Raw genomic sequence first — 20,754 nt, 5'->3', positions numbered from 1 at the left:
GACATCTTCAGAAAGCTGACGCGGCTCGAACACCAGTCAACAGTAATGCTTGCCGTCCTCATTTTCCGTCCGGAGAACTCCTGAGGCAGACCGGTCAGCACTAGGCTGAGCTGAAGTGAGCGACTGGATTTCCTAAGGAGCTAGCATGCCAAAGAAAAAAGACCGTCCCGATATCTTTACCCGTTTCACCACCAAGGTGGCCACGGTTCTTGGACATGCGTGGGTTTTTGCGATCGCCGTCGCTGTCCTGATTCTGTGGGGCTTTTCCGGACCGCTGCTTGGATTCTCTGATACCTGGCAACTCATCATCAATACCAGTACTACGATCATCACGTTCTTGATGGTGTTCATCATCCAGAACACCCAGAACCGCGACAGCGAAGCGTTGCACGTCAAACTGGACGCGATCATGTTGGAGCTGCAAGTCAGTAACACCAAGCTTTATAACGCCGAGCACGAAGGCGAAAAGGAATTGGAACGTCAACGCCAGCGCTTGAAAGAAGAAGGCGAATCGCGTTCCGGTTCCGGGCGGTCGTAGTACCGGCCTGACGTTGATCCGGCCCGGAGGCACGGATCACGGATGCCGGACGCCCTCCCCGGCCAGCAGGGCTCGGTACCCCTCAATGTAGGTGGGGTAAGTGAACTCGAAGCCGGTCGAGCGGACGCGTTTGTTCGAGCACCGTTTGTCGCCGGGGCCAGTGCCGGGGCCAGCGCCGAGACCGCCGTCGGGCCCGCTGTCCGGGGCCGCCGTCGAGGGTTCGGGGCATCCCATCTCCGCGGCAAGGAATCGCAGCACCTCGCCCAACTCTGCCGCATGATCGTCCACCCCCACATACACCGGCTCAGGCGCCGCTTCCATAGTGGTGAGGTGAACGATCAGGGCCGCGGCGTCATCCCTGTGGATGCGGTTGGTGTGCCGGGGCTGGGCTGGAATGACGGCTTGGCCGCTGCGCACCTGGTCAATGAGGCGGGTCCGGCCGGGACCGTAAATACCCCCGAGCCGGAGGGAGATGGGTTGTGTTCTGGTGCCTTGTGTCCGGGCGAACAGCAGTTCCTCGGCTTCCACGAGGACCTGCCCGCTGAATCGTGTTGGCTCCGTGGGCGTCGATTCATCAACCACCGCGCCACCGGAGTCCTTGTACACGGCGGTAGAGGAGACGAACAAGACGCTCCGGGGTTCCACGTCGGCCCGTTCGATGGCATCCATAACGTTCCTCACGCCGTCCAGGTACGCCGCCCGGTAGGCCGCCTCGGTTGAGGCATCGGCGGCGACGGACACTACAACAATGTCCACATCCGCGGGAAGGTCCGGCACGCTCACCGAGAGGTCCGCGTAAACGCCGCGAATTTCCGGGGGCAGCTTCTCCGGTGACCGTCGCAAGCCAACTACGTCATGGCCGGCAGCGGCGAATCGCAGTCCGGCTTCGGTTCCAAGGTCGCCGCATCCGGCGATCAACACAGTCATGACCCCAGTGTGTCAGGACCGGGCTGTCACCGTGCTCCCAGCCTCCATACAACCGCCGTTCATGTGGCACCCGTAGGCTGCCAGCCACACCCGTTTGATTGCTGAATGTGTAGGGGAAATCATGGCCAAGCGCAGGATTAACGACTTCACGACGACGCCGGTGCGGCGCATCGAACCGGATCACCACTGGCTTTCGCTACGGCAGGGGGACCGTGTCAGCGTGACCCTCACTCCCGGTTACGAATCACCGGGGGTTGTGGACGCCGTCACGGGTGACGCCACGGCGGTCTGGGTAGAGCTCGACGGCGGTCGCGGCCGGACGTTGGTGCACATCAGCGACGGCGTGGAGATCGTACCGCAGGAGTCCTGACGGTCCGGGATGTGGGCTGGTCGGCTACGCTACGGGTGTGACGCTGCCCTATTTCCTCCGCAAAGACGGCTCGGTGGGCCCACTGGCCTTGGCGCATAGGGGCTTTTCCCTGAACGGCCTCGAGAATTCAATGTCGGCTTTCCGGGCAGCGGAAGACCTCGGTACAGTCCACCTGGAAACTGACGTGCACGCCACCGCGGACGGCGTCCTGGTGGTATTCCATGATGCATCCCTGGACCGCGTCACGGATTCGGCCGGCCGGATCGCGGAGTTGACCGCAGCTGACGTGGCAGAGGCGAGAATCGGCGGCGTCGAACATGTCCCCACATTCGATGAACTGGTGACCGCGCTGCCGGATGTCAGGTTGAACCTGGACGTCAAAGCCTGGAACGCAGTTGGCCCCATGGCTGCAGCCATTGAAAAACACGGGATCCATGAGCGTGTCTTGGTCACGAGTTTCTCGGATCGGCGACGCCGGGCAGTCCTCAGGCTGCTGTCCCGTCGGGTGGCGACATCGGCTGGGAGCACTTCGACCGCCCTCTTCGTCTTCCTTGGTGCCGTAATTCCGCTACCTTGGATGACCAATTTGCTTGCCGGCGTCGACGCTTTTCAGGTGCCTGTCCGGTACGGACGGTTTCGGGTGGTCACGCCGGGGTTCATCCGGCGAGCCCACCGGGCGGGGTTGCAGGTGCATGTGTGGACCGTCAATGACCCTGCCGAGATGGAGCGACTCCTGGATCTTGGCGTGGATGGCATCGTGTCCGACAGGCTGGACCTGCTCAAGGAGGTCCTCATACGCCGCAGTGCCTGGGCCTGATTGCCCCCACCCGGGCGGGAGTGTGGCCAGCCTGTCTGTCGCGGCTGGCAAGATGGGTCCATGCGTATCCTCATCGCCCCGGACAAGTTCAAGGGATCCCTGACCGCGGCTGAGGCCGCCTCAGCCATGGCCGAAGGCGCCCTCCGCGTCTACCCCGATGCTGTGACCACCCAATTTCCCGTGGCCGACGGCGGTGAAGGTACGCTCGACGCCGCCATCGCCGCAGGGTACGAGGAGCGGAACAACGCCGTGGTGGGACCGATCCTCAAACCGGTGGGTGCGTCTTGGGCCATTCGCAAGGACGCCTTCGGCGGAGCGACGGCCGTGATCGAAACGGCGCAGGCGTCCGGCCTGGCGCACATGGAACCGACCGCAGAGAACTCGCTCCGGGCACATAGTTACGGTTGTGGCCAGCTCATTGCCGCCGCGTTGGACGCGGGGGCCACCGAGATCGTGTTGGGCCTTGGCGGCTCCGCAATGTCCGACGCCGGCAGCGGCGCCCTTCGCGCCCTGGGGCTCAAACCCCTTGACGCGGCCGGGAACGTGGTGCCTCTGGGGGGAGGCTCGCTGGCCGACGTCGTCACCTTGGATGTTTCCGCGCTGGACCCGCGGCTGTCCAGCGTGAAGTTCCGCATTGCCGTGGACGTGCAAAACCCGCTGTACGGCGTTGACGGTGCCGCGCATGTGTTCGGCCCCCAAAAGGGTGCGGATGCGGACGCCGTGGAGAAGCTCGACGCCGGCCTCCGCAACTGGGCATCACTCCTTCGGGAATCGACTGGCCGTGACGTGAACGTTCCCGGAGCCGGAGCGGCAGGTGGTTTCCCGGCGTCGTTCCTTGCATTCACTGACGCAGCGCTGGAAGGCGGCTTCGCGCTGGTCGCGGGCTTGACCGGACTGGCACAGCACTTGGGCGATGCCGACCTGGTCATCACCGGCGAGGGTTCCATGGACGAGCAATCGCTCACGGGCAAGGCCCCCATTGCGCTCGCCGATGCTGCAAGCGTGCATGGGATCCCCGTGGTGGCCGTTGCTGGCCGCATCACCGTGACCCCCGAGGACCTGGCCCGGCACGGCATCGTGGCCGCGGCCCAGCTGCTTGACATCGCTCAGCGGAAAGACGGCGTTCCGGACGTGTCCGACGCCGTTGCTAACGCCGCCAAATACCTGGCATGGGCCACGAGCCAGGTACTGGAGGGGGCTTAGCGGCTACTGCCGGTACCCCTCAACTTCGCTGACGGGCCGTGGCTCTGCTTCATCGGGATTTTCGCCGGCGTCCCTCTTTGCCCGGCGTTGGCGGAGCAGGTCCCAGCACTGGTCGAGCTGGGCTTCCAGCTGGGCGAGGCGGGAGCTGTTGTCACCGCTGTCGTCGTCGGAACCTGCCGTGTCGCGAAGGCGGTGCTCCTCTTCGACGAGTGACTGGATGCGCTCCAGAAGGTCTTGGTTGTCCATGGTCTGTCTCCTTGCTGGGTGGGCGTTATGTTCGAAGGTAGCCCAGCAGTAGAGGTGCGTCTACTGGCTGTCAGCGGCATACTTGGGTCATGAAATTCACCACCACCATCGTTGGCGATGGCAACAAAGCAGGCATCGAAATCCCCTCCCACGTGGTTGATGGGCTGGCGGCCGGAAAGCGGCCGCCAGTGGTGGTGACTATCAACGGACAGAGCTATCGCAGCAGTATCGCCGTGATGGGTGGCAAGTACATGGTGGGCGTGAGTTCCGCCAACCGCGAGCTGACCGGTGCCGAAGCGGGCCACACAGTGGAGGTCGGGCTTGAGGTGGATACAGAGCCCAGGGTGATTGAGGTGCCGGACGATCTCGCTGCTGCGCTGGATGCAGAGCCGGACGCGAAGGCTTTCTATGGAACGCTCAATTACAGCAGCCAGCGCCGGTACGTCGAACCGATCGGTGACGCCAAGACCGAGGAGACCCGCGCCCGACGGATCGCCAAAGTTGTCGCAGACCTCAAAGCGGGCAAAAAGTAGCGCGATTATGCGGGGCCGTTGGCCTTCGCGATCGCAACGGCGTCCTCAATGCCCCTGGTCCAAGGTTCGCCATGCCCCGGGAGCACCAAGCTTGCTTTCGTGGCGGCGAGTTGCTTCAGGGATGCGAGGTTCAAGGCGCTATCGGCCGTGGCGGCCCCAGCCACGATCCGGGGACCGGTCCGCATGGTGTACGGGTCCATCGTCACCAAAGCGTCACCGCTGAAAAGTATGCCGCGGTCGCGGAGGAACAGCCCGCAGTGTCCGCTGGTGTGACCTGGGGAGAAGACGGCTTCGGGGCTTCCCGGGACCGGCAGCTTGCCGGTGCCTGGGAAATAACTCAGATCGTCAACGCCCTGGACGTTCAGTGCGCCGGCCCTGGTCATGCTTGCCATGACAGGAAGGCCTTTGGGGTGGGTGAGGGCAAAAACGAAGCGCGAACGTTCGTGCCGGTAGCGGTACGGGTGCTTGGCGATAAAGGAGTCCTCGGTGTGAACCCACACTGGAACGTTCAGTGATTCGTGGAGTCTCCGGGCGAGCCCAAGGTGATCGAAGTGGGCGTGCGTAAGGACCAGTGCCCGGATGTCCCGGAGGGTGTGGCCCACAGCTCGGAGCGATTTCTCCAGCGGAAGCCACATGGAGGGAAGGCCCGAATCGATGAGGGTGAGGCCGTCGTCGCCCTCAATGATGTAGAAGTTCACGTAGGCATCGGAAAAGCGGTAAACACCATCGGCGACCTCCGCCATTGCCATGGCTGCTCAGTCTTTCCGAACGCTGTACGTGGTTACCACGTTGCCCTTGCTTGTCGCGAACTGGTCCTCCAAGACCAGCCGGTTCAGGGGATCGCCGTCCTCGAAAAGGCGCCGTCCACTGCCGGCAATCACCGGGTGGGTCATCAGCGTCAATTCGTCAAGGACGCCCGCGAACAGGAGTTGGCGTACCAGGGAGATGCTGCCGCACACTGCGATCTCGCCGCCGTCGCGGGTTTTCAGCTCGCTGACGAACTGTTCGACGTCGCCCTTGATCAGGTGCGAGTTTTCCCATTCGAGGGGCTCGGTGAGCGTCCTGGAGGCGACGAACTTCTCCACAGGGTTGATGAAGGCCGCGAAACCCTCATCTTGGGACGCGGTGGGCCAGTACCCTGCCCATTCCTCGTAGCTGACCCGGCCCAGGACCACCGTGTCCACCGTGTTGATCATCTTGGTCAGGCCTTTGCCCAAGTCCTCGTCGAAGCTGTCGAACTGGAAGTTGAACGGGTCCTGCACCACGCCATCAACGGAGTGGAACAATCCGGCGGTCACTTTGCGCATCAATGCCTCCTGTTTATGCGGCTTGGCTTGCTACCTGGAGTCTACGTGCCGGCAGTGCGGTGACCGCCTGGCGCTCCGGGGTGAACCGGACCGGGACCTCGTGGAGCTCAGCATAAATCGTAAGTTGGTCGAGGGCATCCGGATCAACCGTCGCTTCGGAAAGATCCATCTCCACTCCGAGGCCGCCGCCCAGGCTCTTGGTGCGCTGGACTACCGGGTAGAGCCCTTGCAGGCTCGATGCCGTGACGCGTCCTGTTGCTGCGATCTGGATCTGTTCGCCGTCAACGTCGACGCGAACAACTACGGAGAGTTTGTCGCTGGCCAATTTAGTGCCTTTCATCGGTGCTGCCACGCTGCAGCTTCCCCAGCCTAGGGATGGAATGTGACCTGCGCAACATGCGTGGCGAGTGCCGCCGTCGTACCTCTTGTGAAAGTACGACGGCGGCACTCGCCGGGGGTTAGGGTGTGGGCTAAGGCCGCTATGCGGTCTGGCCAGCGTGCTGGCCTTCCGAGATTTCCTCGACCAGCTTGGCGTTGAAGGCCGGAAGGTCGTCCGGGTTCCGGCTGGTGACCAGTCCCTGATCGACGACGACTTCCTCATCCGTCCAGTTGGCGCCCGCGTTCTTTAGGTCCGTCTGGAGCGTGTGGTACGAGGTGACGTTGCGGCCCTTGATCACGCCGGCCTCGATCAGGAGCCACGGTCCGTGGCAGATCGACGCGACGGGCTTGTGCTGCTCGAAGAAAGTCCGTGCGAAGTTCTGGGCATCCTTGTCGACCCGCAGGTGGTCGGAGTTGACCACGCCGCCTGGGATGACCAAGGCGTCGAAGTCTGAGGCTTTGGCGTCCGCTACTGCGAGGGTTGCGTCGAAGGTGTCACCCGGTTCTGTGCCGTTGTAACCCTGGACCTTGCCTGTGGATGGGGCTACGAGGGTAGGCTCTCCACCTGCATCCTTCACGGCTTGCCATGGACTGGTGAGCTCCACTTGCTCTACGCCGTCCGTCAGTAGGAATGCGACTTTCTTTCCCGCGATATTGCCGGTGATGTTGTGCTCTGACATAGTTCCTCCTCGTTGCCGTGACCTTTTTTGGGGCGTGCCGCTGCTGTGAGAGTTGTTTGTCTGACCTGTTCCAGCGTAGGGAAGTCCGCTTTAGTAAGCAAGCTGACCAATTTCCGGTTGTGGCGGAGGGTAGGACTCCCAAACCTAGGAAAAACAGGGATACGTAAGGCTGCTGACAATGCAGCGCAACCTGTGTAGCGTCCCATAGGTACCGAGACCTAAGGAGCACCATGCACTTCCGCACATTGGGCAACAGTGGCGCAGTAGTTTCAACCTACGCGCTGGGAACCATGACGTTTGGAGCCGAGGCAACCGAGGAAACGTCCCACGCCATCCTGGACGCCTACGTTGCCAGCGGTGGTAACTTCATCGACACAGCGGACGTCTATTCCGCTGGCGTATCGGAGGAAATCATCGGGCGTTGGCTCGCCCGTCGGCCAGATGCGAAAGACCGTTTGGTGTTGGCCACCAAGGGCCGTTTCCCGATGGGTGAAACGCCCAACGACGTCGGCACCTCGCGCAAGCACCTGACGCGGGCGCTGGATGATTCCCTTCGCCGCCTGGGTGTGGAGCAGATCGATCTGTACCAAATGCACGCTTGGGACCCCATCACGCCGTTGGAAGAGACACTCCGTTTCCTGCACGACGCCGTCAGCGCCGGCAAGATCGCTTACTACGGATTCTCCAACTTCCTGGGCTGGCAGTTGACCAAGGCGGTTCACGTGGCCAAGGCTCACGGCTGGAGTGCCCCGGTCACCCTGCAACCCCAGTACAACCTGCTGGTCCGTGAGATTGAGTCCGAGATTGTCCCTGCTTCCTTGGACGCGAACATTGGGCTGCTGCCTTGGTCGCCCTTGGGCGGAGGGTGGCTCTCCGGCAAGTACAAGCGCGACGAGGCTCCTGTGGGTGCCACCCGGCTCGGTGAGAACCCGAGCCGAGGCATGGAAGCGTGGCAGGCGCGCAACGAGGATCCCCGCACATGGGACGTCATCGAAACAGTGGAGAAAATTGCCGAGGACCACGGTGTCAGCGCATCGCAGGTGTCACTGGCTTGGCTGGCGGACCGGCCAGCAGTCACCTCGGTCATCCTGGGTGCCCGGAACCTTGAGCAACTGGCTGATAACCTCGCTGCTGCCGACCTGGAACTGACGCCGGAGGAAACCGAGCGGCTAACCGTTGCCAGCGAACCGCGCGTCGGCGTTTACCCGTACGGCCCCATGGCCATTCAGCAGCGGAGCCGCAAGATGGAAGGCGGCCGGTAAGCGCCCGAGGGGGTTATCTCCCCGTTTTTCCGCCCCGCCGTGCCGCAGCGTTCATTGCCGACTTCACCGCAGGCGGCAGCCCCGCCGTCTCGGTTTCGGGTTCAGCGACGGTCCCGCGCCAGCGGGCCAGGCCTTTCATGCCGTGGTAGATCACCAGGGCGGCGGCTGAGCCAAGTGCGATCCCCGTGAACTTCAGATCGCCAATGGTCCACGTGTAATCAGCGATGCCGATGATGAGGGCAACAGCGGCCGTGGTCAGGTTGATGGGGTTGGAGAAGTTGATCTTGTTCTGCACCCAGATCTTCACGCCGAGCACACCGATCATGCCGTACAACATGGTGGCGGCGCCGCCAAGGACGCCCGGCGGGACCGTCGCGATCAGTTCACCGAATTTCGGCGAGAAGCTCAGCAAAATGGCGAAGATACCCGCCACCCAGTAGGCCGCCGTCGAATAGACCTTGGTGGCGGCCATGACCCCGATGTTCTCGGCGTACGTCGTGGTGCCGGAACCGCCGCCCAAACCGGCAAGGACCGTGGCGGCGCCGTCGGCCATCAGCGCGCGGCCGGAGACGGCGTCGAGGTTCTGGCCTGTCATGGCAGCTACCGACTTCACGTGCCCCACGTTTTCAGCCACGAGTACCAGCACGACGGGCACGAACAGGCCGACGACGCCGATGTGGAACTCGGGCGTCTGGAAGTGCGGCAGGCCGATCCATGCGGCGGCGTCCATCTTGCCGTAGGAGACCTCGCCGCGCATCATCGCCACGAGATACCCCACCACAACGCCCACCAGGATGCTCAGCCGTCCCAGGATTCCGCGGAACAAAACAGAAACCAGGATGATCGTGACCAGCGTGGCCAACGCGGTCACGGGCGCGAGGTCGAAGTTGTTCTTCGCAGCCGGGGCCAGGTTGAGGCCGATCAGCGCCACGATCGCGCCGGTAACGATCGGCGGCATGAGCCGATTGATCCATTCGGCGCCAAACTTCTGGACGATCGCACCAATGAGCGCCAGTACGACGCCGGCGAGCACCACGCCGCCCAAGGCGCCGGCAACGCCGTACTGCTGCTGGGATGCCATGATCGGGGCGATGAACGCGAAGCTCGAACCCAAGTAGCTGGGAATGCGGCCCTTGGTGATCACCAGGAACAGCAGCGTGCCGATGCCCGAGAAAAACAGCGTGGTGGCCGGTGGCATGCCTGTGATGATGGGGACCAGGAACGTCGCGCCGAACATTGCCACCACGTGCTGCATGCCGATGCCGATGGTCAGTGGCCATGCCAGCCGCTCGTCGGGAGCCACCACCTGTCCGGGGCGGATGGACTTGCCGTTGCCGTGGAGCTTCCATTTGGTGCCGAGCATGCTCATGGCAGGCCTTCCTCAGAAGAGTGTTGGGATTCGGTGCAACAATACCGGCAATGCGGGGCCCGCTCTACATCCCTCAAGCCCTGGTGAGCCTGCAGAACGGGCCTCACAACGAGAATGGGGACTGTGCCCAACATCACTGGCCGCCACGGGAAGAGGACAGCGCGCAGTCAGGTTGCAACCATGGAAAGCAGACGTGCCCGGCTGATTCAGGGTCAGGGCCCATGGAAAGGTTCACGCATGACGATCGCCCACGAAGAAGCAGTCATTGACGCCGCAGCAGTCGACGCCATTTTCGCCGAAGCCCGCACCGCCAACAGTTTCGCCGGTGAGGTCACCGACGAGCAGGCCCGCGCCATCTACGAGCTCACCAAGTTCGGCCCCACCGCCTTCAACTCCCAGCCGCTCCGCGTGACCTACGTCCGCTCTGCGGAGGCCCGCGCCAAGCTGGTTGACGCGCTCGCCCGCGGAAACCAGGCCAAGACCGCCTCAGCTCCGCTGGTCGCGATCTTGTCTTACGACACCAACTGGCACGGACAGTGGGACAAGTTCCTCCCCGAATACGGCGCACCCAAGGCCATGTACGACGCCGATCCCGCCGTTGCTGCCTCCACCGGCAACAACAACGCCCACCTGCAGGCAGGGTATTTCATCCTGGCCGTCCGCTCGCTCGGTTTTGCGGCCGGCCCGATGACCGGCGCTGATTTCGCCGCGATCGACGCCGAATTCTTCCCCGCCGGTGACCAGAAGAGCTTCCTCGTGGTCAACATCGGCCAGCCCGGCCCAGACGCGTGGGGCGAGGCCAAGCCCAAGTTCGCTTACGACGACGTGGTCCGCACTGTCTAAGCTTCGACACCGAAAACGCCCGCCCGGAAAATCCGGGCGGGCGTTTTTTGCGTCCTTGGACATGCACTGGACATGCGCTGGCCGTGGCCTTGGCCGGTAGCTCAGCGCTTGGCGTGTTCCAGTTCGTCGAAGTCATCCACTCCAGCGGCTTCCGCGTCCCGTCGGCGTTGCCGCCGGGATGGAACCACCAGCGCTGCCACCAGCGCCACGACGCCGACGCCGGCACACGCCCAGAATCCTACGGTGAACGCATGGTCGGTTGGCGCGCCCTGGGCTGCGACATTGGACGAGATGAGGGCTGCGATCACAGCCGTGCCAATGCTGCTGCCGATGGTACGCAGCACCGTGTTGGCGCTGATCGCTTCTCCGGTTTGCGTGGCGGGTACGCTTTCCACGATCGCGTTCGACGTCGCCGCCAAGGCCATTCCGATGCCTATGCCGGTGAGGATTCCGGACAGCACGATCTGCCATTCTTCCCCGTGCCCGAGGGCCGGGATGACGAACGCGACGGTGACTGACACCGCGCCAAGAATCATAGGAATCTTGGGCCCCACTTTACGGATCAAAGCACCGGCGATCACCCCGGAAATGACCATGGCGATGACGGTGGGCAGCAGGTAGAGTCCGGCCTCGCTGACGCTCTTGCCAAAGCCGTAACCCAGGACTGTAGGCAACTGAAGGATGGTGGGGACCAGCACGAACGTGCCGAACATCGCGAAGCCGAATGCCAGGGCCACAATATGAGCGGTCCACACGCCCCGGTGGCGGAAGAGCCGTACATCGATCAGCGGTTCAGCGACGCGCAGTTCCACCACTACGAACCCAATGAGCGCAACGCCGCCCCCGATGAGCAGGCTGACGGTCTTGCCGTCGCCCCATCCCCATGCCTGGCCCTCGCTGATGGCGAGTAACACCGCAACCAAACCCACGGAGACGATCGCTGTGCCGAGCCAGTCAAGCTTCCCAGGCGTCCTGACGGGTGACTCGGGCATGCCGAAGATCGCGCCTAGCAGCGCGATGACAACAAGGCCCGCTGGGAGCCAAAACAGCCAATGCCAGGACAGGGATTCAACGATCGGACCCGCTGCGACGATTCCGACGCCGGCTCCGATGCCGAAGATGGCGGACAGCAGCCCGATGGTCACACTGACGCGTTCCTTCGGGAGTTCATCGCGGACGATCCCGATGGAGAGCGGCATCACGGCACCGGCTGCGCCTTGAAGAACGCGCCCGACGATCAGTACGGTCAGGTTCGGAGCGAGGGCTGCGATGACTGCGCCTGCCAAGAGTAGGACGAGGACAACGATCAGGACCTTGCGCTTGCCCACCATGTCACCCAGGCGCCCCAGGATCGGCGTCAGCACAGAAGCGGATAGCAGGTAGGCAGTGAGCACCCAGCTTGCATCGCTGGTGGCAACACCCAGGTCTTTCCCGATGGTGCCGAGTGCGGGCGCCACCAGCGACTGGAGCACTGCGAAGGACAGGCCGCCAAGGGAGAGGTAGGTGATGATGCCAGCACCGCGCGGGCGTTGCCCTTCTCGGCCGGGCAGGGGACCGGGCACGGGGCCTTCAGCTGTGATGGACATGGCGCTCCTCGGCATGTAAACGATTGATTACTTAGAGGATATGATGTGTCATCACGCTAAGTCAACACACGTTTACTACTGCGGGCGGGATTGGGGATCTGGGCGTTCGGAGTGGGGAATGCCGGTTTGCGCGTCCAGCTGCTGCTGCGCCTAGCGCGGATTTGTGGTGAGGTACTCCTCGAGGTTCATCGGTGCGTTACCGGTGATGGTTTCGATGTCTTGGCTGACGGGGGCCATGATGTTGCTGGCGATAGCTGTGTAGGTGCTGACCCAGGCTTCGAGTTGCCAGTCCGGTGCCCCGTAGCCGGCACGGGAGCCGTAGGCCTCATCGAGGGTTTCGTTGTGGAAGGTGATGTGGCGGCCGCGGATGCGGCTGATGGTGGCAGCCACCTCATCCAGCGTGAGGGCTTCAGGGCCGGTGAGGTTGTATGTTTGGGCGGCATGGTCCCCGGGGTTTGCAAGGATTGCAGCTGCTGTGCGGGCCACGTCGGCGCGGGCGACAAAGGAGGCGCGTCCGTCCTTTGCCGGGCCGCGGATAACGCCGTCTTCGCCGACCAGGGCTTCCATGAAGTCCAGGTAAAAGCCGTCACGAAGGAACGTCCATTTCATTCCTGAGGCTTTGATGTATTCCTCGGTGACGTAGTGGTCCCGTGCGAGGGTAAAGGTGGCGTCCGGGGCTGCGGCTGCGAAGGATGTGTAAACGACGTGCTTGACACCCGCAGACGCGGCGGCGTCAACGAAGGTGCGGTGCTGGTCCAGGCGTTCCGGGCTTTCGTGCGCGGAAACCATAAAAAGGGTTTCAACGCCGCGCAATGCCGTAATCGCGGCTTCCTGGTCTGAGTAGCTGAACCGGTGGATTGTGCTTTCGGATAAGGACGGTGCTTTCGCTGGGGTGCGGACGAGCAACCGCTGGGCGATCCCGCGCTCGGCCAAGTAATGGGCGACAAAGGCGCCGAGCACGCCTGTGGCACCTGTAACCGCGAGGGTAGGAGTGACTTTCATGCGAGTTCTCTTTCGCTGGTTAGATGTGAAGAAAAGGGCGATGATGCTAATGCTTCACCGCCCCTTGGCTGCCGTGCAACTATCCGAGGGTGGTGCCTTTCATCTCCGGAGTCTTGGCCATGTTCTTGAAGACGAAGATCAGCAGGAGCGCTCCCAGCAAGAGCAGGAGGCCAACGATCAACATAGCGATCTGGGAGGATCCCGTCGCATCAAGCAGCCATCCGGTCAGGTATGGTCCGATGAGGCCGGAAGTGGCGCCGATGGTGTTGACCCCCGCACGAGCGAGTGGTCCGACCACATGCCAGAGGCGCTCACCTGAGCGGTCGTCATGACGCGCCCAGAAGAACATTGCAACAGCACCGACTGCGAAGGGGGTCCCGGAGACCACGCCTGTTTGGAAGTCATTGGGGGGCGAGCCTGATGGCAACCAAGTCAACCCACGTTTACTAGTGCCAGCCGCGGCTACAGTAGGGGAGTGACAAACGAGCCAGCGCTGCCCCCGGCCGCCTCACTGGATGAAGAACTTGTCCGTTCAGGGCGGGACGCGGACATAACGCGCAGGGCGCTGGTGCGTGCTGCTCGACGACGGTTTGCCACCGAGGGTTACCGGGCCACCACGGTGCGGCACATCGCAGCGGACGTCGGTGTCAACGTAGCCCTGATCAGCCGCTACTTTGGCTCGAAAGAGGGCCTCTTTGAGGCCTGCATGAACCGCACCTTTGATGAGTTGGATCCGCGGACCCGGCCTGCCGGCGTCGACGAGGTCATTGCCAGGCTCATCAGCCACGTTGCAGAAGCCCCCAACCCGGACGACCCGCTGCAGCTCCTGCTCCTGCTGCGCTCGTCCGGCGATGAGAGCGCTGATGCGATCCGCCGCAAGACCTTGGAGGCTTACACGGAGAAGCTCGCCGAGGCGGCAGGATGGAGTGCGGACGATCCCGCCTCGCAACCGCTGCTTCTCCGTGCCCAAATGGCGATCGCCACGATGCTTGGACTCGTGATGCTTCGCACGTCCACGGAGGTGCAACCGCTCACCACCGCGTCGGCAGCGGAGCTTGCCGAACCCCTCGAGCAAGTCCTACGGGCGCTGCTGGACGGCGTTGCTAAGCAATAACCCCATCCACCAGCGCCTTGGCCTCCTGCTGGACCTGGGCAAGGTGGTCGGCGCCCTTGAAGGACTCGGCGTAAATCTTGTACACGTCCTCGGTGCCAGAGGGGCGGGCTGCGAACCAGGCATTTTCGGTGACAACCTTCAGGCCGCCAATTGACGCGCCGTTGCCCGGGGCCTCAGTGAGCTTGGCTGTGATTTCCTCGCCAGCCAGCGACGTGGCGGATACATCCGATGCCGAGAGCTTGCCCAGCTTGGATTTCTGCTCCCGGGTGGCGGCGGCGTCGATCCGGGCGTAAACGGGTGCACCGAACTTATCCGTGAGCCCCTTGTACAACTGGGATGGAGACGAGCCGGTGACTGCGGTGATCTCCGAGGCCAGCAGGGCCAGCAAGATGCCGTCCTTGTCCGTGGTCCACACAGAGCCGTCCAGCTTGTTGAAGGATGCGCCGGCCGATTCCTCGCCACCGAATGCGCCTTCGCCGGAGAGCAGACCGGGGACGAACCACTTGAAACCAACCGGAACCTCAACCAGCTTCCGGCCCAAGCCGCCTGCAACGCGGTCGATGATCGAGGACGAAACCAACGTTTTGCCCACTACTGATTCCGGGTTCCAACCGCTGCGGTTCCGGTACAGGTAATCGATGGCGACGGCGAGGTAGTGGTTCGGGTTCATGAGCCCGCCCACTCCATCAACAAGAGGCGTGACGATGCCGTGCCGGTCGGCGTCGGCGTCGTTACCCGTCGCGATGTCGTAGGGCGCAGTACCGTCGGCGCCGGGCGTCATGCGCTGGATCAGGGACGCCATGGCCGACGGTGACGAGCAGTCCATGCGGATCTTCTCGTCCCAGTCAAGGGTCATGAACGCCCACTGGGGATCGACGGTGGGGTTCACAACCGTCAGGTTGAGCTGGTGGCGCTCGCCGATCTCGCCCCAGTAGTCCACCGAAGCGCCGCCCATGGGGTCGGCGCCGATGCGGACACCGGCGTCGCGAATGGCGTTGAGGTTCAGCACGGAAGGCAGATCGTCAACGTAGCTGCTGAGGAAGTCGAACTTCCCGGTCGTCTCCGCTGCCAAAGCATCATTGAGGGGCATGCGCTTGACGCCGCGAAGCCCGTTCTCGAGGAGCTGGTTGGCGCGATCGGCAATCCAGCCGGTGGCGTCAGTGTCTGCCGGGCCGCCGTGCGGAGGGTTGTACTTGAAGCCGCCGTCGCCGGGCGGGTTGTGGCTGGGGGTGACCACAATGCCGTCGGCCTGGGGGCTGCCGGGCGCGGCTTCGCGGTTGTACTTGAGGATCGCGTGGCTCAGTGCTGGCGTGGGCGTGTAGGCGTGCCGGGCATCAACGAGCACGTTCACACCGTTGGCCGCCAGCACTTCCAAGGCGGAGTTCTGGGCCGGCTCGCTGAGGGCGTGCGTATCGCGGCCAATGAAGAGTGGTCCTGTGATGCCCTGGCGCCCACGATACTCAACGATCGCCTGCGTAATGGCGAGGATATGGGCCTCGTTAAACGAGGACTTCAAGCTGGATCCACGGTGGCCCGAGGTTCCAAACGCCACACGCTGCGCGGGATCGTCCAAGTCCGGAGCGACGTCGAAATACGCGTCCAGCAGGGCTGTGATGTCAACAAGGTCCTGGGGAAGGGCAACTGTGCCCGCTCGGCTAGCCATGGGGTCCAGCATGCCAGACCATCACGCCTGCATACAGGAAATGACCCTGAAACGCGCCCTGTGACGCATAATTGCGGCCACAGGGCGAAGTTCCGGTCAGGTTAGACGGCCGTGTAGCCGCCGTCGACCAACACGTAGGAGCCGGTCATGAAGCTGGCTTTGTCCGAGAGCAGGAACGTGGTGAGGTTGGCAACTTCCTCCGGGCGTCCCAGGCGGCCCAGCGGGTGCTTGGCCTCAAGGCCGGAAACGACCTCCTTGGGCGCGCTCGCCAGCAAGGGGGTGTCGATGTAGCCGGGACCCACGGCGTTGATGCGGAGCCCCTGCGCGCCGTATTCGACCGCAGCGTTCTTGGTCATGCCAACCACGCCGTGCTTGGCTGCCGTGTACGCGGCGTTTCCGGGAGCAGCAACGGTGCCGTGAATGGAGGCCATGTTCACGATGGCACCCTCGGAGGCGCCTGCGGCAAGGATGGCAGGAATTTGGTAGCGCATGCCGTAAAGGACGCCACTCAAATTGATCGCGATAACCCTGTCCCAGTCGGCGATATCGAGTTCGCCAACAGGAGCGTTGGCGCCGCCGATACCGGCATTGTTGACGGCGTAGTTAAGGCCGCCGTAGGTCTCGACGGCGAAGTCGACGGCGCGCTTACTGTCATCAGCAACGGCTGTGTTGCCTTGGAATGGAACCGCGGTACCGCCGTCGGCCTTGATCTCGTCGGCAACGCGCGTTGCGGCGTCCAGGTTCAGGTCGACGACAACGACGTTGACGCCGTTCTTCGCGAGGTCCTTGCTGATTGCTTCCCCGAGGCCGGAGCCTCCGCCGGTCACGAGTGCGGTTTTTCCTTGGAAGTTAGCCATGATTTCTCCTTCGCGGGACGGGTCCCGCTATTTCTCGTAGTGGGCGCTGCTTAAGTCGCCGGTAAGTACAACCGGGGCCGGCCGCTGAATATTCCATGCATATGCATTTATTTACGCGTTCGGGATCAACGTGACGCGGCCAGATCGCCCGTCGCCTTATGCGCGGGACCACGCGGCGGTAGTGTTGGCAACAAAGACCACAACAGGGGGACACTCATGTCAGACCAACCGTTCAAAGGCAACGAAGACAAACCCGAGGGTAGCCAGCCGCCACGATATGTTCCGCCGGCCCAGCCCGGCGCCCCAGAACAAGGCGCAACGGAACAGGGCGCAGCCGGTCACGGCGCAACGGAACCGCAGTTCAACCAAGCGCCTCACTCCCAGCCCCAGCAGCCTGCCGGCCAAGGCACCTACACGCCCGGCGATTACAGCCAGCAGCCACCGTCCCCGTACGGCCAGCCGCCCAGCCCGTACCAGCAGCCGTTCGGCCAGAACAGCCCGTATGGACAGCCAAACCAATATGGCCAAAACACCCCTTATGGCGAGGTGAGCCAGACAAGTCCGTACGGCCAGCCGTCGTACTACGGCATGCCTTCCCAGCCCAAGGTCCTGAGCATTGCCAGCATGTGCTGCGGCATCGCCATCTTTGTGGGCTTCGGATTCTTCATCCTGCCGCAGATCGCCGCCGTCGTCCTTGGCCACTTGGCGCTCAAGCGCGAGCCGGCCGGCAGGGGCATGGCGATAGCGGGCCTGGTGATGGGCTACCTCGGGCTGGCGCTGACGGTGATCCTCGGCATCGTCTTCTTCGCCGCAATCGCCTCGTCGAGCAGCCGGTACAACTACTAACCAACAATTCGACAAAACGGACGACGGCGGCCCTCGCCTCCGGTGGGATTCCCACCGGCCACGAGGGCCGCCGTCGTCGTTAAAAGTGCTGTCCGCGGCTGGCGGCAGGACTTACCGGACCCCGCCCATAAGCTTTTTGATCGCCGGCGAAGCAGCGGCCAAAGCGATGGCCAGGACCACGGCCACGCCACCGATGCCGAGGAAGTACGGGAGCTCATCCTTGGGGTTGTAGAGGCCCGCAAGAATGCCCGCCAGCGTGGTCCCGAGCGAGACCGAAAGGAAGAACAGCGCCACCATCTGGGTGTGGAACGCCGCCGGGGCGAGCTTGGTGCTCACGGACAATCCGATGGGGGAGAGGAAGAGTTCGGCCAAGGTGAAGAGGAACAGGATCCCAACCAGCGCAAGCAGGGGTGTTTTGCCGTCGCCGGCCAGCGGGATAAACGCCAGGAAAGCCAGGCCCATAATGAGCAGGCCGGCCGAGAACTTCAGCGGGGAACTCGGTTGCCGTGAACCCAACTTTGTCCACAAGGCTGCCATCACGCCGGCAAAAATGATGATGAAGACAGGGTTGATGGACTGGACCCAAGCCGCCGGCATCTCCCAGCCGAACAGGTTCCGGTCCAGCTTCTCCTCCGAATACACGGCAATGAACGTGAACTGCTGCTGGAACAGGGCCCAAAACGCGGCAGAAGCCACGTACAGCGGAATGAATGCCAGCACGCGTTTGCGCTCCACGGCGTTGACCAAGGGGCTGCGGAAGATCAGGACCAGGTAGATGACCGAGGCCCCAATGGCCGCGTAGGCCATGCTCCGCGCGAGGTTGTTGGCGTTGACAACGCCTGTACCGAGCAGCACGCCGATGACGATCAGGATGCCAAGGAAGATCAGGCCATATTTGGTGCGGTCAGCGGCGGGGAGCGGGTTGGGGACGCGGTGCGCTTCGGCAGGGAGGCGCTTGCGTCCCAACGAGTAGATGACCAAGCCGATGGCCATGCCCACGGCCGCGGCGCCGAAGCCGAGGTGGAAGCCGTAGCTTGCCTGCAGCCAGCCGGTCACCAGCGGGCCAATGAGGCCGCCGATGTTGATGCCCATATAGAAGATGGAGAAGCCCGCATCGCGGCGCTCATCCTTCTCGCCGTACAGGCTGCCCACCAGCGCTGTCGCGTTGGCTTTCAGCCCACCGGAGCCGATGCCCACGAGCACCAGGCCGGCCACCAGGCCCGGAATGCCCGGGATGAGGGCCAAAGCGATGTGGCCGCACATGATCATGATCGCCGCGCCGAAAAGGACCTTTTCGGAACCGAAGAGCCTATCGGCCAACCATGCGCCGAGGATCGTGGAGAGGTAGACGCCCCCGCCGTATGCACCGACCAATCCGGCCGCGAGACCCTTGTCGATGGAGAGGCCGCCTTGCTCGGCGGTGAAGTACATGTAATAGAGCAGGATTCCCTGCATGCCGTAGAAGGAGAATCGCTCCCACATTTCCACGGAGAAGAGGCTGGCCAGCATCTTTGGGTGGCCGAAGAATGACGTATCGCTCGATGGCACCGCGGACGTGGCCGTGGTTTGACGTGTGCTCATTTCTTCAATGCTGACATCGACTGCGGGCATTGTCACATCGATGAATGCTTGGGGCAAGCACTCTCCACATGTTAGACGCGTGTTTGGAGGTGGGCGCTCAGTGGTCCCCCGACGTCCCCAGAGCAGCCGCCAGCTGGAGAAGCTGCAGCTCAGAGCCACTTCTGCCGATCAGCTGGATCCCCATGGGCAACCCGTCAGCTGTAACGTGCACGGGAACGCTGACGGCAGGCAAACCGCACACGTTCACCATGGAGGACCAGGGAGCATACTCGCATTGCCGTTTGTAGTCCTCGTCCGCGTCACCCGCCCACTGGTGCGGCCATGATTCACCGCTATGGCCACCACCGGTGAACCAGCCGATGGGGCGCGGCGTCTGTGCCAACGTCGGGGTAGCTATGACATCCCAGTGTGAATACTGCGCAATCGTGTCATGCTCAAACTGCCGCAGGAGGCTTAGTGCCTCGTTGACCTTGGACGCGCTGCGTTGTTGCGCCCGACGCCGGAAAGTGCGGGTCAGTGGAGTCAGCAGCGCCTCGCGTTGGGGTGCTATCCGAGCGCTCCCGACGCCGGCAGTCCAGGCGGCGGTGAAAGCGTCCGGGTAACGGTTGTCATAGCGGATCTGAGCCTCACTCACCGCATGCCCGGCGGCGGTGAGCAACTCCGTCCCCTTGGTAAGGGCGTCCATGGCGTCCTGCTCGATGTCGAACGGGTAGATGCCGGCCCATGGACTGTCCAGGCTCAGGCCTATGCGCAATGGTCCCGGCACCCGCCCCACGTTGGCGAGATATCCGCCGTCGGGGGCTTGATCCCGCGGAACCAGCGCATCCATGAGCAACGCAGCGTCCTCGGCGGTGCGCGCGAGCGGCCCCGCAACCACCAGTTTGGCGGCGTCTCCCGAACTGCTTCCAGACGGCACCACGCCCCGACCTGGTTTCAGCCCGACGAGGCCGCAAGCACCGGCGGGAATGCGAATGGATCCGCCGCCGTCGGTTCCCGGAGCGAACGGGATGAGGCCCGCGGCCACCGCGGCAGCGCTGCCGCCCGAGGAGCCACCGGAGCTCCGCCCCAAGGAGTACGGATTGCGCGACGGCGGTGCCACCCGGTTTTCGCTGTAGGCGGTCAGCCCGAATTCCGGCACCTGCGTCTTGCCCAGCGAAAGGGCGCCGTGCGCTTTCAAAGCTGCTGCCAAGGCGCCGTCCTCGGGCGCTCGCTTGTGCTCAAGGGCGGCGCTCCCGTGTGTGGTGGGGACGCCGGCCACGTCAGTGAGGTCCTTGAAAGCGATCGGCATGCCGTGCAGCATGGGCAGCTGCTCCACGTTGTGCCCACGGGCGTGTTTGGCACGAAGGTTGTCAGCGGCGTGGGCATCGTCCATGGCTTGTTCGGCCGTGACGGTGATAAAGGCGCCCAGCTGCTTATTCTTCGCCTCAATGGTGGAGAGGAAATGGGCTGTCACCTCACGGCTGGAGAGCGCTCCTGACATCAACGCCCCACGCAGTTCCACGGCAGTCAGCCGTGAAATCTTCCCTTCGGATTGCCCGGTGGCCATGGGTACTCCTAAAGGGGTTCGTGAACTTGGGTGCAAGTCTTGGCTTTCCAAGTCTTGGCGTCCTGGACCAGCGAAGCAAATGCGGG

Annotated in this window: 23 protein-coding genes; 9 read left to right on the top strand and 14 right to left on the bottom strand. The window is 63.3% G+C overall.

Translation table 11 applies throughout. From position 1 onward, the window contains the following. The first annotated feature begins 145 nt into the window (after positions 1 to 145). Positions 146 to 538 (top strand): low affinity iron permease family protein, encoded by a 393-nt coding sequence (locus QRN04_RS15325; protein ID WP_284976887.1) that lies wholly within the window; start codon positions 146 to 148, stop codon positions 536 to 538. Positions 539 to 574: 36 nt separating this feature from the next. Here QRN04_RS15325 and QRN04_RS15320 read toward each other — a convergent pair whose 3' ends face one another. Next, positions 575 to 1,465: an SDR family oxidoreductase gene (locus tag QRN04_RS15320; protein WP_284976886.1), complete on the bottom strand. Its 891-nt coding sequence runs from the start codon at positions 1,463 to 1,465 to the stop codon at positions 575 to 577. Between the two features lie 121 nt (positions 1,466 to 1,586). Between QRN04_RS15320 and QRN04_RS15315 the strand changes: the two genes are divergently transcribed. The 3 genes from QRN04_RS15315 to QRN04_RS15305 are packed head-to-tail and all read left to right on the top strand — an operon-like array spanning position 1,587 to position 3,855. After that, positions 1,587 to 1,835, top strand: coding sequence for a hypothetical protein (locus QRN04_RS15315; RefSeq protein WP_284976885.1), 249 nt, complete (start codon positions 1,587 to 1,589; stop codon positions 1,833 to 1,835). A gap of 37 nt (positions 1,836 to 1,872) precedes the next feature. Beyond that, positions 1,873 to 2,652: a glycerophosphodiester phosphodiesterase family protein gene (locus tag QRN04_RS15310; RefSeq protein WP_284976884.1), complete on the top strand. Its 780-nt coding sequence runs from the start codon at positions 1,873 to 1,875 to the stop codon at positions 2,650 to 2,652. A 60-nt stretch (positions 2,653 to 2,712) separates the two neighbouring features. Beyond that, positions 2,713 to 3,855, top strand: a complete 1,143-nt coding sequence (locus tag QRN04_RS15305) for a glycerate kinase (RefSeq protein WP_284976883.1) — start codon at positions 2,713 to 2,715, stop codon at positions 3,853 to 3,855. Between the two features lie 3 nt (positions 3,856 to 3,858). Here the strand turns inward: QRN04_RS15305 and QRN04_RS15300 are convergent, their stop codons facing one another. Then, on the bottom strand, positions 3,859 to 4,101 hold the full coding sequence (locus tag QRN04_RS15300; protein ID WP_284976882.1) for a DUF2630 family protein: 243 nt from the start codon (positions 4,099 to 4,101) through the stop codon (positions 3,859 to 3,861). Between the two features lie 89 nt (positions 4,102 to 4,190). On the opposite strand from QRN04_RS15300, the gene QRN04_RS15295 reads away from it, so the two are divergent. After that, entirely contained in the window at positions 4,191 to 4,634 is a 444-nt protein-coding gene (locus tag QRN04_RS15295; RefSeq protein ID WP_284976881.1) for a YdeI/OmpD-associated family protein, read from the top strand. Between the two features lie 5 nt (positions 4,635 to 4,639). Here the strand turns inward: QRN04_RS15295 and QRN04_RS15290 are convergent, their stop codons facing one another. From QRN04_RS15290 to QRN04_RS15275, 4 genes are all read right to left on the bottom strand, one after another. After that, positions 4,640 to 5,383, bottom strand: coding sequence for an MBL fold metallo-hydrolase (locus QRN04_RS15290; RefSeq protein ID WP_284976880.1), 744 nt, complete (start codon positions 5,381 to 5,383; stop codon positions 4,640 to 4,642). Positions 5,384 to 5,389: 6 nt separating this feature from the next. Continuing rightward, positions 5,390 to 5,941, bottom strand: coding sequence for a dihydrofolate reductase family protein (locus QRN04_RS15285; protein ID WP_284976879.1), 552 nt, complete (start codon positions 5,939 to 5,941; stop codon positions 5,390 to 5,392). 13 nt (positions 5,942 to 5,954) lie between these two features. Beyond that, positions 5,955 to 6,281, bottom strand: a complete 327-nt coding sequence (locus QRN04_RS15280) for a hypothetical protein (protein ID WP_284976878.1) — start codon at positions 6,279 to 6,281, stop codon at positions 5,955 to 5,957. Positions 6,282 to 6,420: 139 nt separating this feature from the next. Then, positions 6,421 to 6,999: a type 1 glutamine amidotransferase domain-containing protein gene (locus QRN04_RS15275; protein WP_284976877.1), complete on the bottom strand. Its 579-nt coding sequence runs from the start codon at positions 6,997 to 6,999 to the stop codon at positions 6,421 to 6,423. A gap of 230 nt (positions 7,000 to 7,229) precedes the next feature. Between QRN04_RS15275 and QRN04_RS15270 the strand changes: the two genes are divergently transcribed. Then, a complete protein-coding gene (locus tag QRN04_RS15270; protein ID WP_284976876.1) occupies positions 7,230 to 8,261 on the top strand; it encodes an aldo/keto reductase in 1,032 nt (343 codons plus the stop codon). Between the two features lie 13 nt (positions 8,262 to 8,274). On the opposite strand, the gene QRN04_RS15265 is transcribed toward QRN04_RS15270, so the two are convergent. Continuing rightward, the gene (locus QRN04_RS15265; RefSeq protein WP_284976875.1) at positions 8,275 to 9,630 is read right to left on the bottom strand and encodes a uracil-xanthine permease family protein; all 1,356 of its coding nucleotides are present in this window, start codon (positions 9,628 to 9,630) and stop codon (positions 8,275 to 8,277) included. A gap of 237 nt (positions 9,631 to 9,867) precedes the next feature. Here QRN04_RS15265 and QRN04_RS15260 point away from each other — a divergent pair, with 237 nt between their 5' ends. Then, on the top strand, positions 9,868 to 10,473 hold the full coding sequence (locus QRN04_RS15260; RefSeq protein WP_284976874.1) for a malonic semialdehyde reductase: 606 nt from the start codon (positions 9,868 to 9,870) through the stop codon (positions 10,471 to 10,473). 101 nt (positions 10,474 to 10,574) lie between these two features. Here the strand turns inward: QRN04_RS15260 and QRN04_RS15255 are convergent, their stop codons facing one another. From QRN04_RS15255 to QRN04_RS15245, 3 genes are all read right to left on the bottom strand, one after another. Beyond that, positions 10,575 to 12,059 (bottom strand): MFS transporter, encoded by a 1,485-nt coding sequence (locus QRN04_RS15255; protein WP_284976873.1) that lies wholly within the window; start codon positions 12,057 to 12,059, stop codon positions 10,575 to 10,577. A 150-nt stretch (positions 12,060 to 12,209) separates the two neighbouring features. Then, entirely contained in the window at positions 12,210 to 13,061 is an 852-nt protein-coding gene (locus QRN04_RS15250; RefSeq protein ID WP_284976872.1) for an SDR family oxidoreductase, read from the bottom strand. Between the two features lie 79 nt (positions 13,062 to 13,140). Further along, positions 13,141 to 13,497 carry an LPXTG cell wall anchor domain-containing protein gene (locus QRN04_RS15245; RefSeq protein ID WP_284976871.1) on the bottom strand — a complete coding sequence of 119 codons (357 nt, stop codon included), beginning with the start codon at positions 13,495 to 13,497 and terminating at the stop codon, positions 13,141 to 13,143. Positions 13,498 to 13,536: 39 nt separating this feature from the next. On the opposite strand from QRN04_RS15245, the gene QRN04_RS15240 reads away from it, so the two are divergent. Continuing rightward, on the top strand, positions 13,537 to 14,175 hold the full coding sequence (locus QRN04_RS15240) for a TetR family transcriptional regulator (protein WP_284976870.1): 639 nt from the start codon (positions 13,537 to 13,539) through the stop codon (positions 14,173 to 14,175). Here QRN04_RS15240 and pgm read toward each other — a convergent pair. Further along, entirely contained in the window at positions 14,165 to 15,838 is a 1,674-nt protein-coding gene (gene pgm, locus QRN04_RS15235; protein ID WP_284976869.1) for a phosphoglucomutase (alpha-D-glucose-1,6-bisphosphate-dependent), read from the bottom strand. The two genes, QRN04_RS15240 and pgm, sit on opposite strands and share 11 nt — an antisense overlap. Before the next feature lie 101 nt (positions 15,839 to 15,939). Beyond that, on the bottom strand, positions 15,940 to 16,695 hold the full coding sequence (locus tag QRN04_RS15230) for an SDR family NAD(P)-dependent oxidoreductase (protein WP_284976868.1): 756 nt from the start codon (positions 16,693 to 16,695) through the stop codon (positions 15,940 to 15,942). Between the two features lie 216 nt (positions 16,696 to 16,911). Between QRN04_RS15230 and QRN04_RS15225 the strand changes: the two genes are divergently transcribed. Beyond that, positions 16,912 to 17,541: a DUF4190 domain-containing protein gene (locus QRN04_RS15225; RefSeq protein ID WP_284976867.1), complete on the top strand. Its 630-nt coding sequence runs from the start codon at positions 16,912 to 16,914 to the stop codon at positions 17,539 to 17,541. A 111-nt stretch (positions 17,542 to 17,652) separates the two neighbouring features. Here QRN04_RS15225 and QRN04_RS15220 read toward each other — a convergent pair whose 3' ends face one another. Next, positions 17,653 to 19,152 carry a peptide MFS transporter gene (locus QRN04_RS15220; protein ID WP_284977014.1) on the bottom strand — a complete coding sequence of 500 codons (1,500 nt, stop codon included), beginning with the start codon at positions 19,150 to 19,152 and terminating at the stop codon, positions 17,653 to 17,655. Positions 19,153 to 19,219: 67 nt separating this feature from the next. Beyond that, positions 19,220 to 20,668, bottom strand: coding sequence for an amidase (locus QRN04_RS15215; RefSeq protein WP_284976866.1), 1,449 nt, complete (start codon positions 20,666 to 20,668; stop codon positions 19,220 to 19,222). Positions 20,669 to 20,754 lie beyond the last annotated feature (86 nt).

The organism is Arthrobacter sp. efr-133-TYG-104, from assembly GCF_030208915.1.
Classification (GTDB): Bacteria; Actinomycetota; Actinomycetes; order Actinomycetales; family Micrococcaceae; genus Arthrobacter.
Note: the sequence above shows the minus strand (reverse complement) of the source record. Positions and strands in the feature narration are given on the sequence as shown.

Excerpts from the sequence above, each read along its gene's own strand:
- QRN04_RS15325 (WP_284976887.1), top strand. The coding sequence starts at position 146 with ATGCCAAAGAAAAAAGACCGTCCCGATATCTTTACCCGTTTCACCACC.
- QRN04_RS15320 (WP_284976886.1), bottom strand. The coding sequence starts at position 1,465 with ATGACTGTGTTGATCGCCGGATGCGGCGACCTTGGAACCGAAGCCGGA.
- QRN04_RS15315 (WP_284976885.1), top strand. The coding sequence starts at position 1,587 with ATGGCCAAGCGCAGGATTAACGACTTCACGACGACGCCGGTGCGGCGC.
- QRN04_RS15305 (WP_284976883.1), top strand. The coding sequence starts at position 2,713 with ATGCGTATCCTCATCGCCCCGGACAAGTTCAAGGGATCCCTGACCGCG.
- QRN04_RS15300 (WP_284976882.1), bottom strand. The coding sequence starts at position 4,101 with ATGGACAACCAAGACCTTCTGGAGCGCATCCAGTCACTCGTCGAAGAG.
- QRN04_RS15295 (WP_284976881.1), top strand. The coding sequence starts at position 4,191 with ATGAAATTCACCACCACCATCGTTGGCGATGGCAACAAAGCAGGCATC.
- QRN04_RS15290 (WP_284976880.1), bottom strand. The coding sequence starts at position 5,383 with ATGGCAATGGCGGAGGTCGCCGATGGTGTTTACCGCTTTTCCGATGCC.
- QRN04_RS15285 (WP_284976879.1), bottom strand. The coding sequence starts at position 5,941 with ATGCGCAAAGTGACCGCCGGATTGTTCCACTCCGTTGATGGCGTGGTG.
- QRN04_RS15280 (WP_284976878.1), bottom strand. The coding sequence starts at position 6,281 with ATGAAAGGCACTAAATTGGCCAGCGACAAACTCTCCGTAGTTGTTCGC.
- QRN04_RS15275 (WP_284976877.1), bottom strand. The coding sequence starts at position 6,999 with ATGTCAGAGCACAACATCACCGGCAATATCGCGGGAAAGAAAGTCGCA.
- QRN04_RS15270 (WP_284976876.1), top strand. The coding sequence starts at position 7,230 with ATGCACTTCCGCACATTGGGCAACAGTGGCGCAGTAGTTTCAACCTAC.
- QRN04_RS15265 (WP_284976875.1), bottom strand. The coding sequence starts at position 9,630 with ATGAGCATGCTCGGCACCAAATGGAAGCTCCACGGCAACGGCAAGTCC.
- QRN04_RS15260 (WP_284976874.1), top strand. The coding sequence starts at position 9,868 with ATGACGATCGCCCACGAAGAAGCAGTCATTGACGCCGCAGCAGTCGAC.
- QRN04_RS15255 (WP_284976873.1), bottom strand. The coding sequence starts at position 12,059 with ATGTCCATCACAGCTGAAGGCCCCGTGCCCGGTCCCCTGCCCGGCCGA.
- QRN04_RS15250 (WP_284976872.1), bottom strand. The coding sequence starts at position 13,061 with ATGAAAGTCACTCCTACCCTCGCGGTTACAGGTGCCACAGGCGTGCTC.
- pgm (WP_284976869.1), bottom strand. The coding sequence starts at position 15,838 with ATGGCTAGCCGAGCGGGCACAGTTGCCCTTCCCCAGGACCTTGTTGAC.
- QRN04_RS15230 (WP_284976868.1), bottom strand. The coding sequence starts at position 16,695 with ATGGCTAACTTCCAAGGAAAAACCGCACTCGTGACCGGCGGAGGCTCC.
- QRN04_RS15225 (WP_284976867.1), top strand. The coding sequence starts at position 16,912 with ATGTCAGACCAACCGTTCAAAGGCAACGAAGACAAACCCGAGGGTAGC.
- QRN04_RS15220 (WP_284977014.1), bottom strand. The coding sequence starts at position 19,152 with ATGCCCGCAGTCGATGTCAGCATTGAAGAAATGAGCACACGTCAAACC.
- QRN04_RS15215 (WP_284976866.1), bottom strand. The coding sequence starts at position 20,668 with ATGGCCACCGGGCAATCCGAAGGGAAGATTTCACGGCTGACTGCCGTG.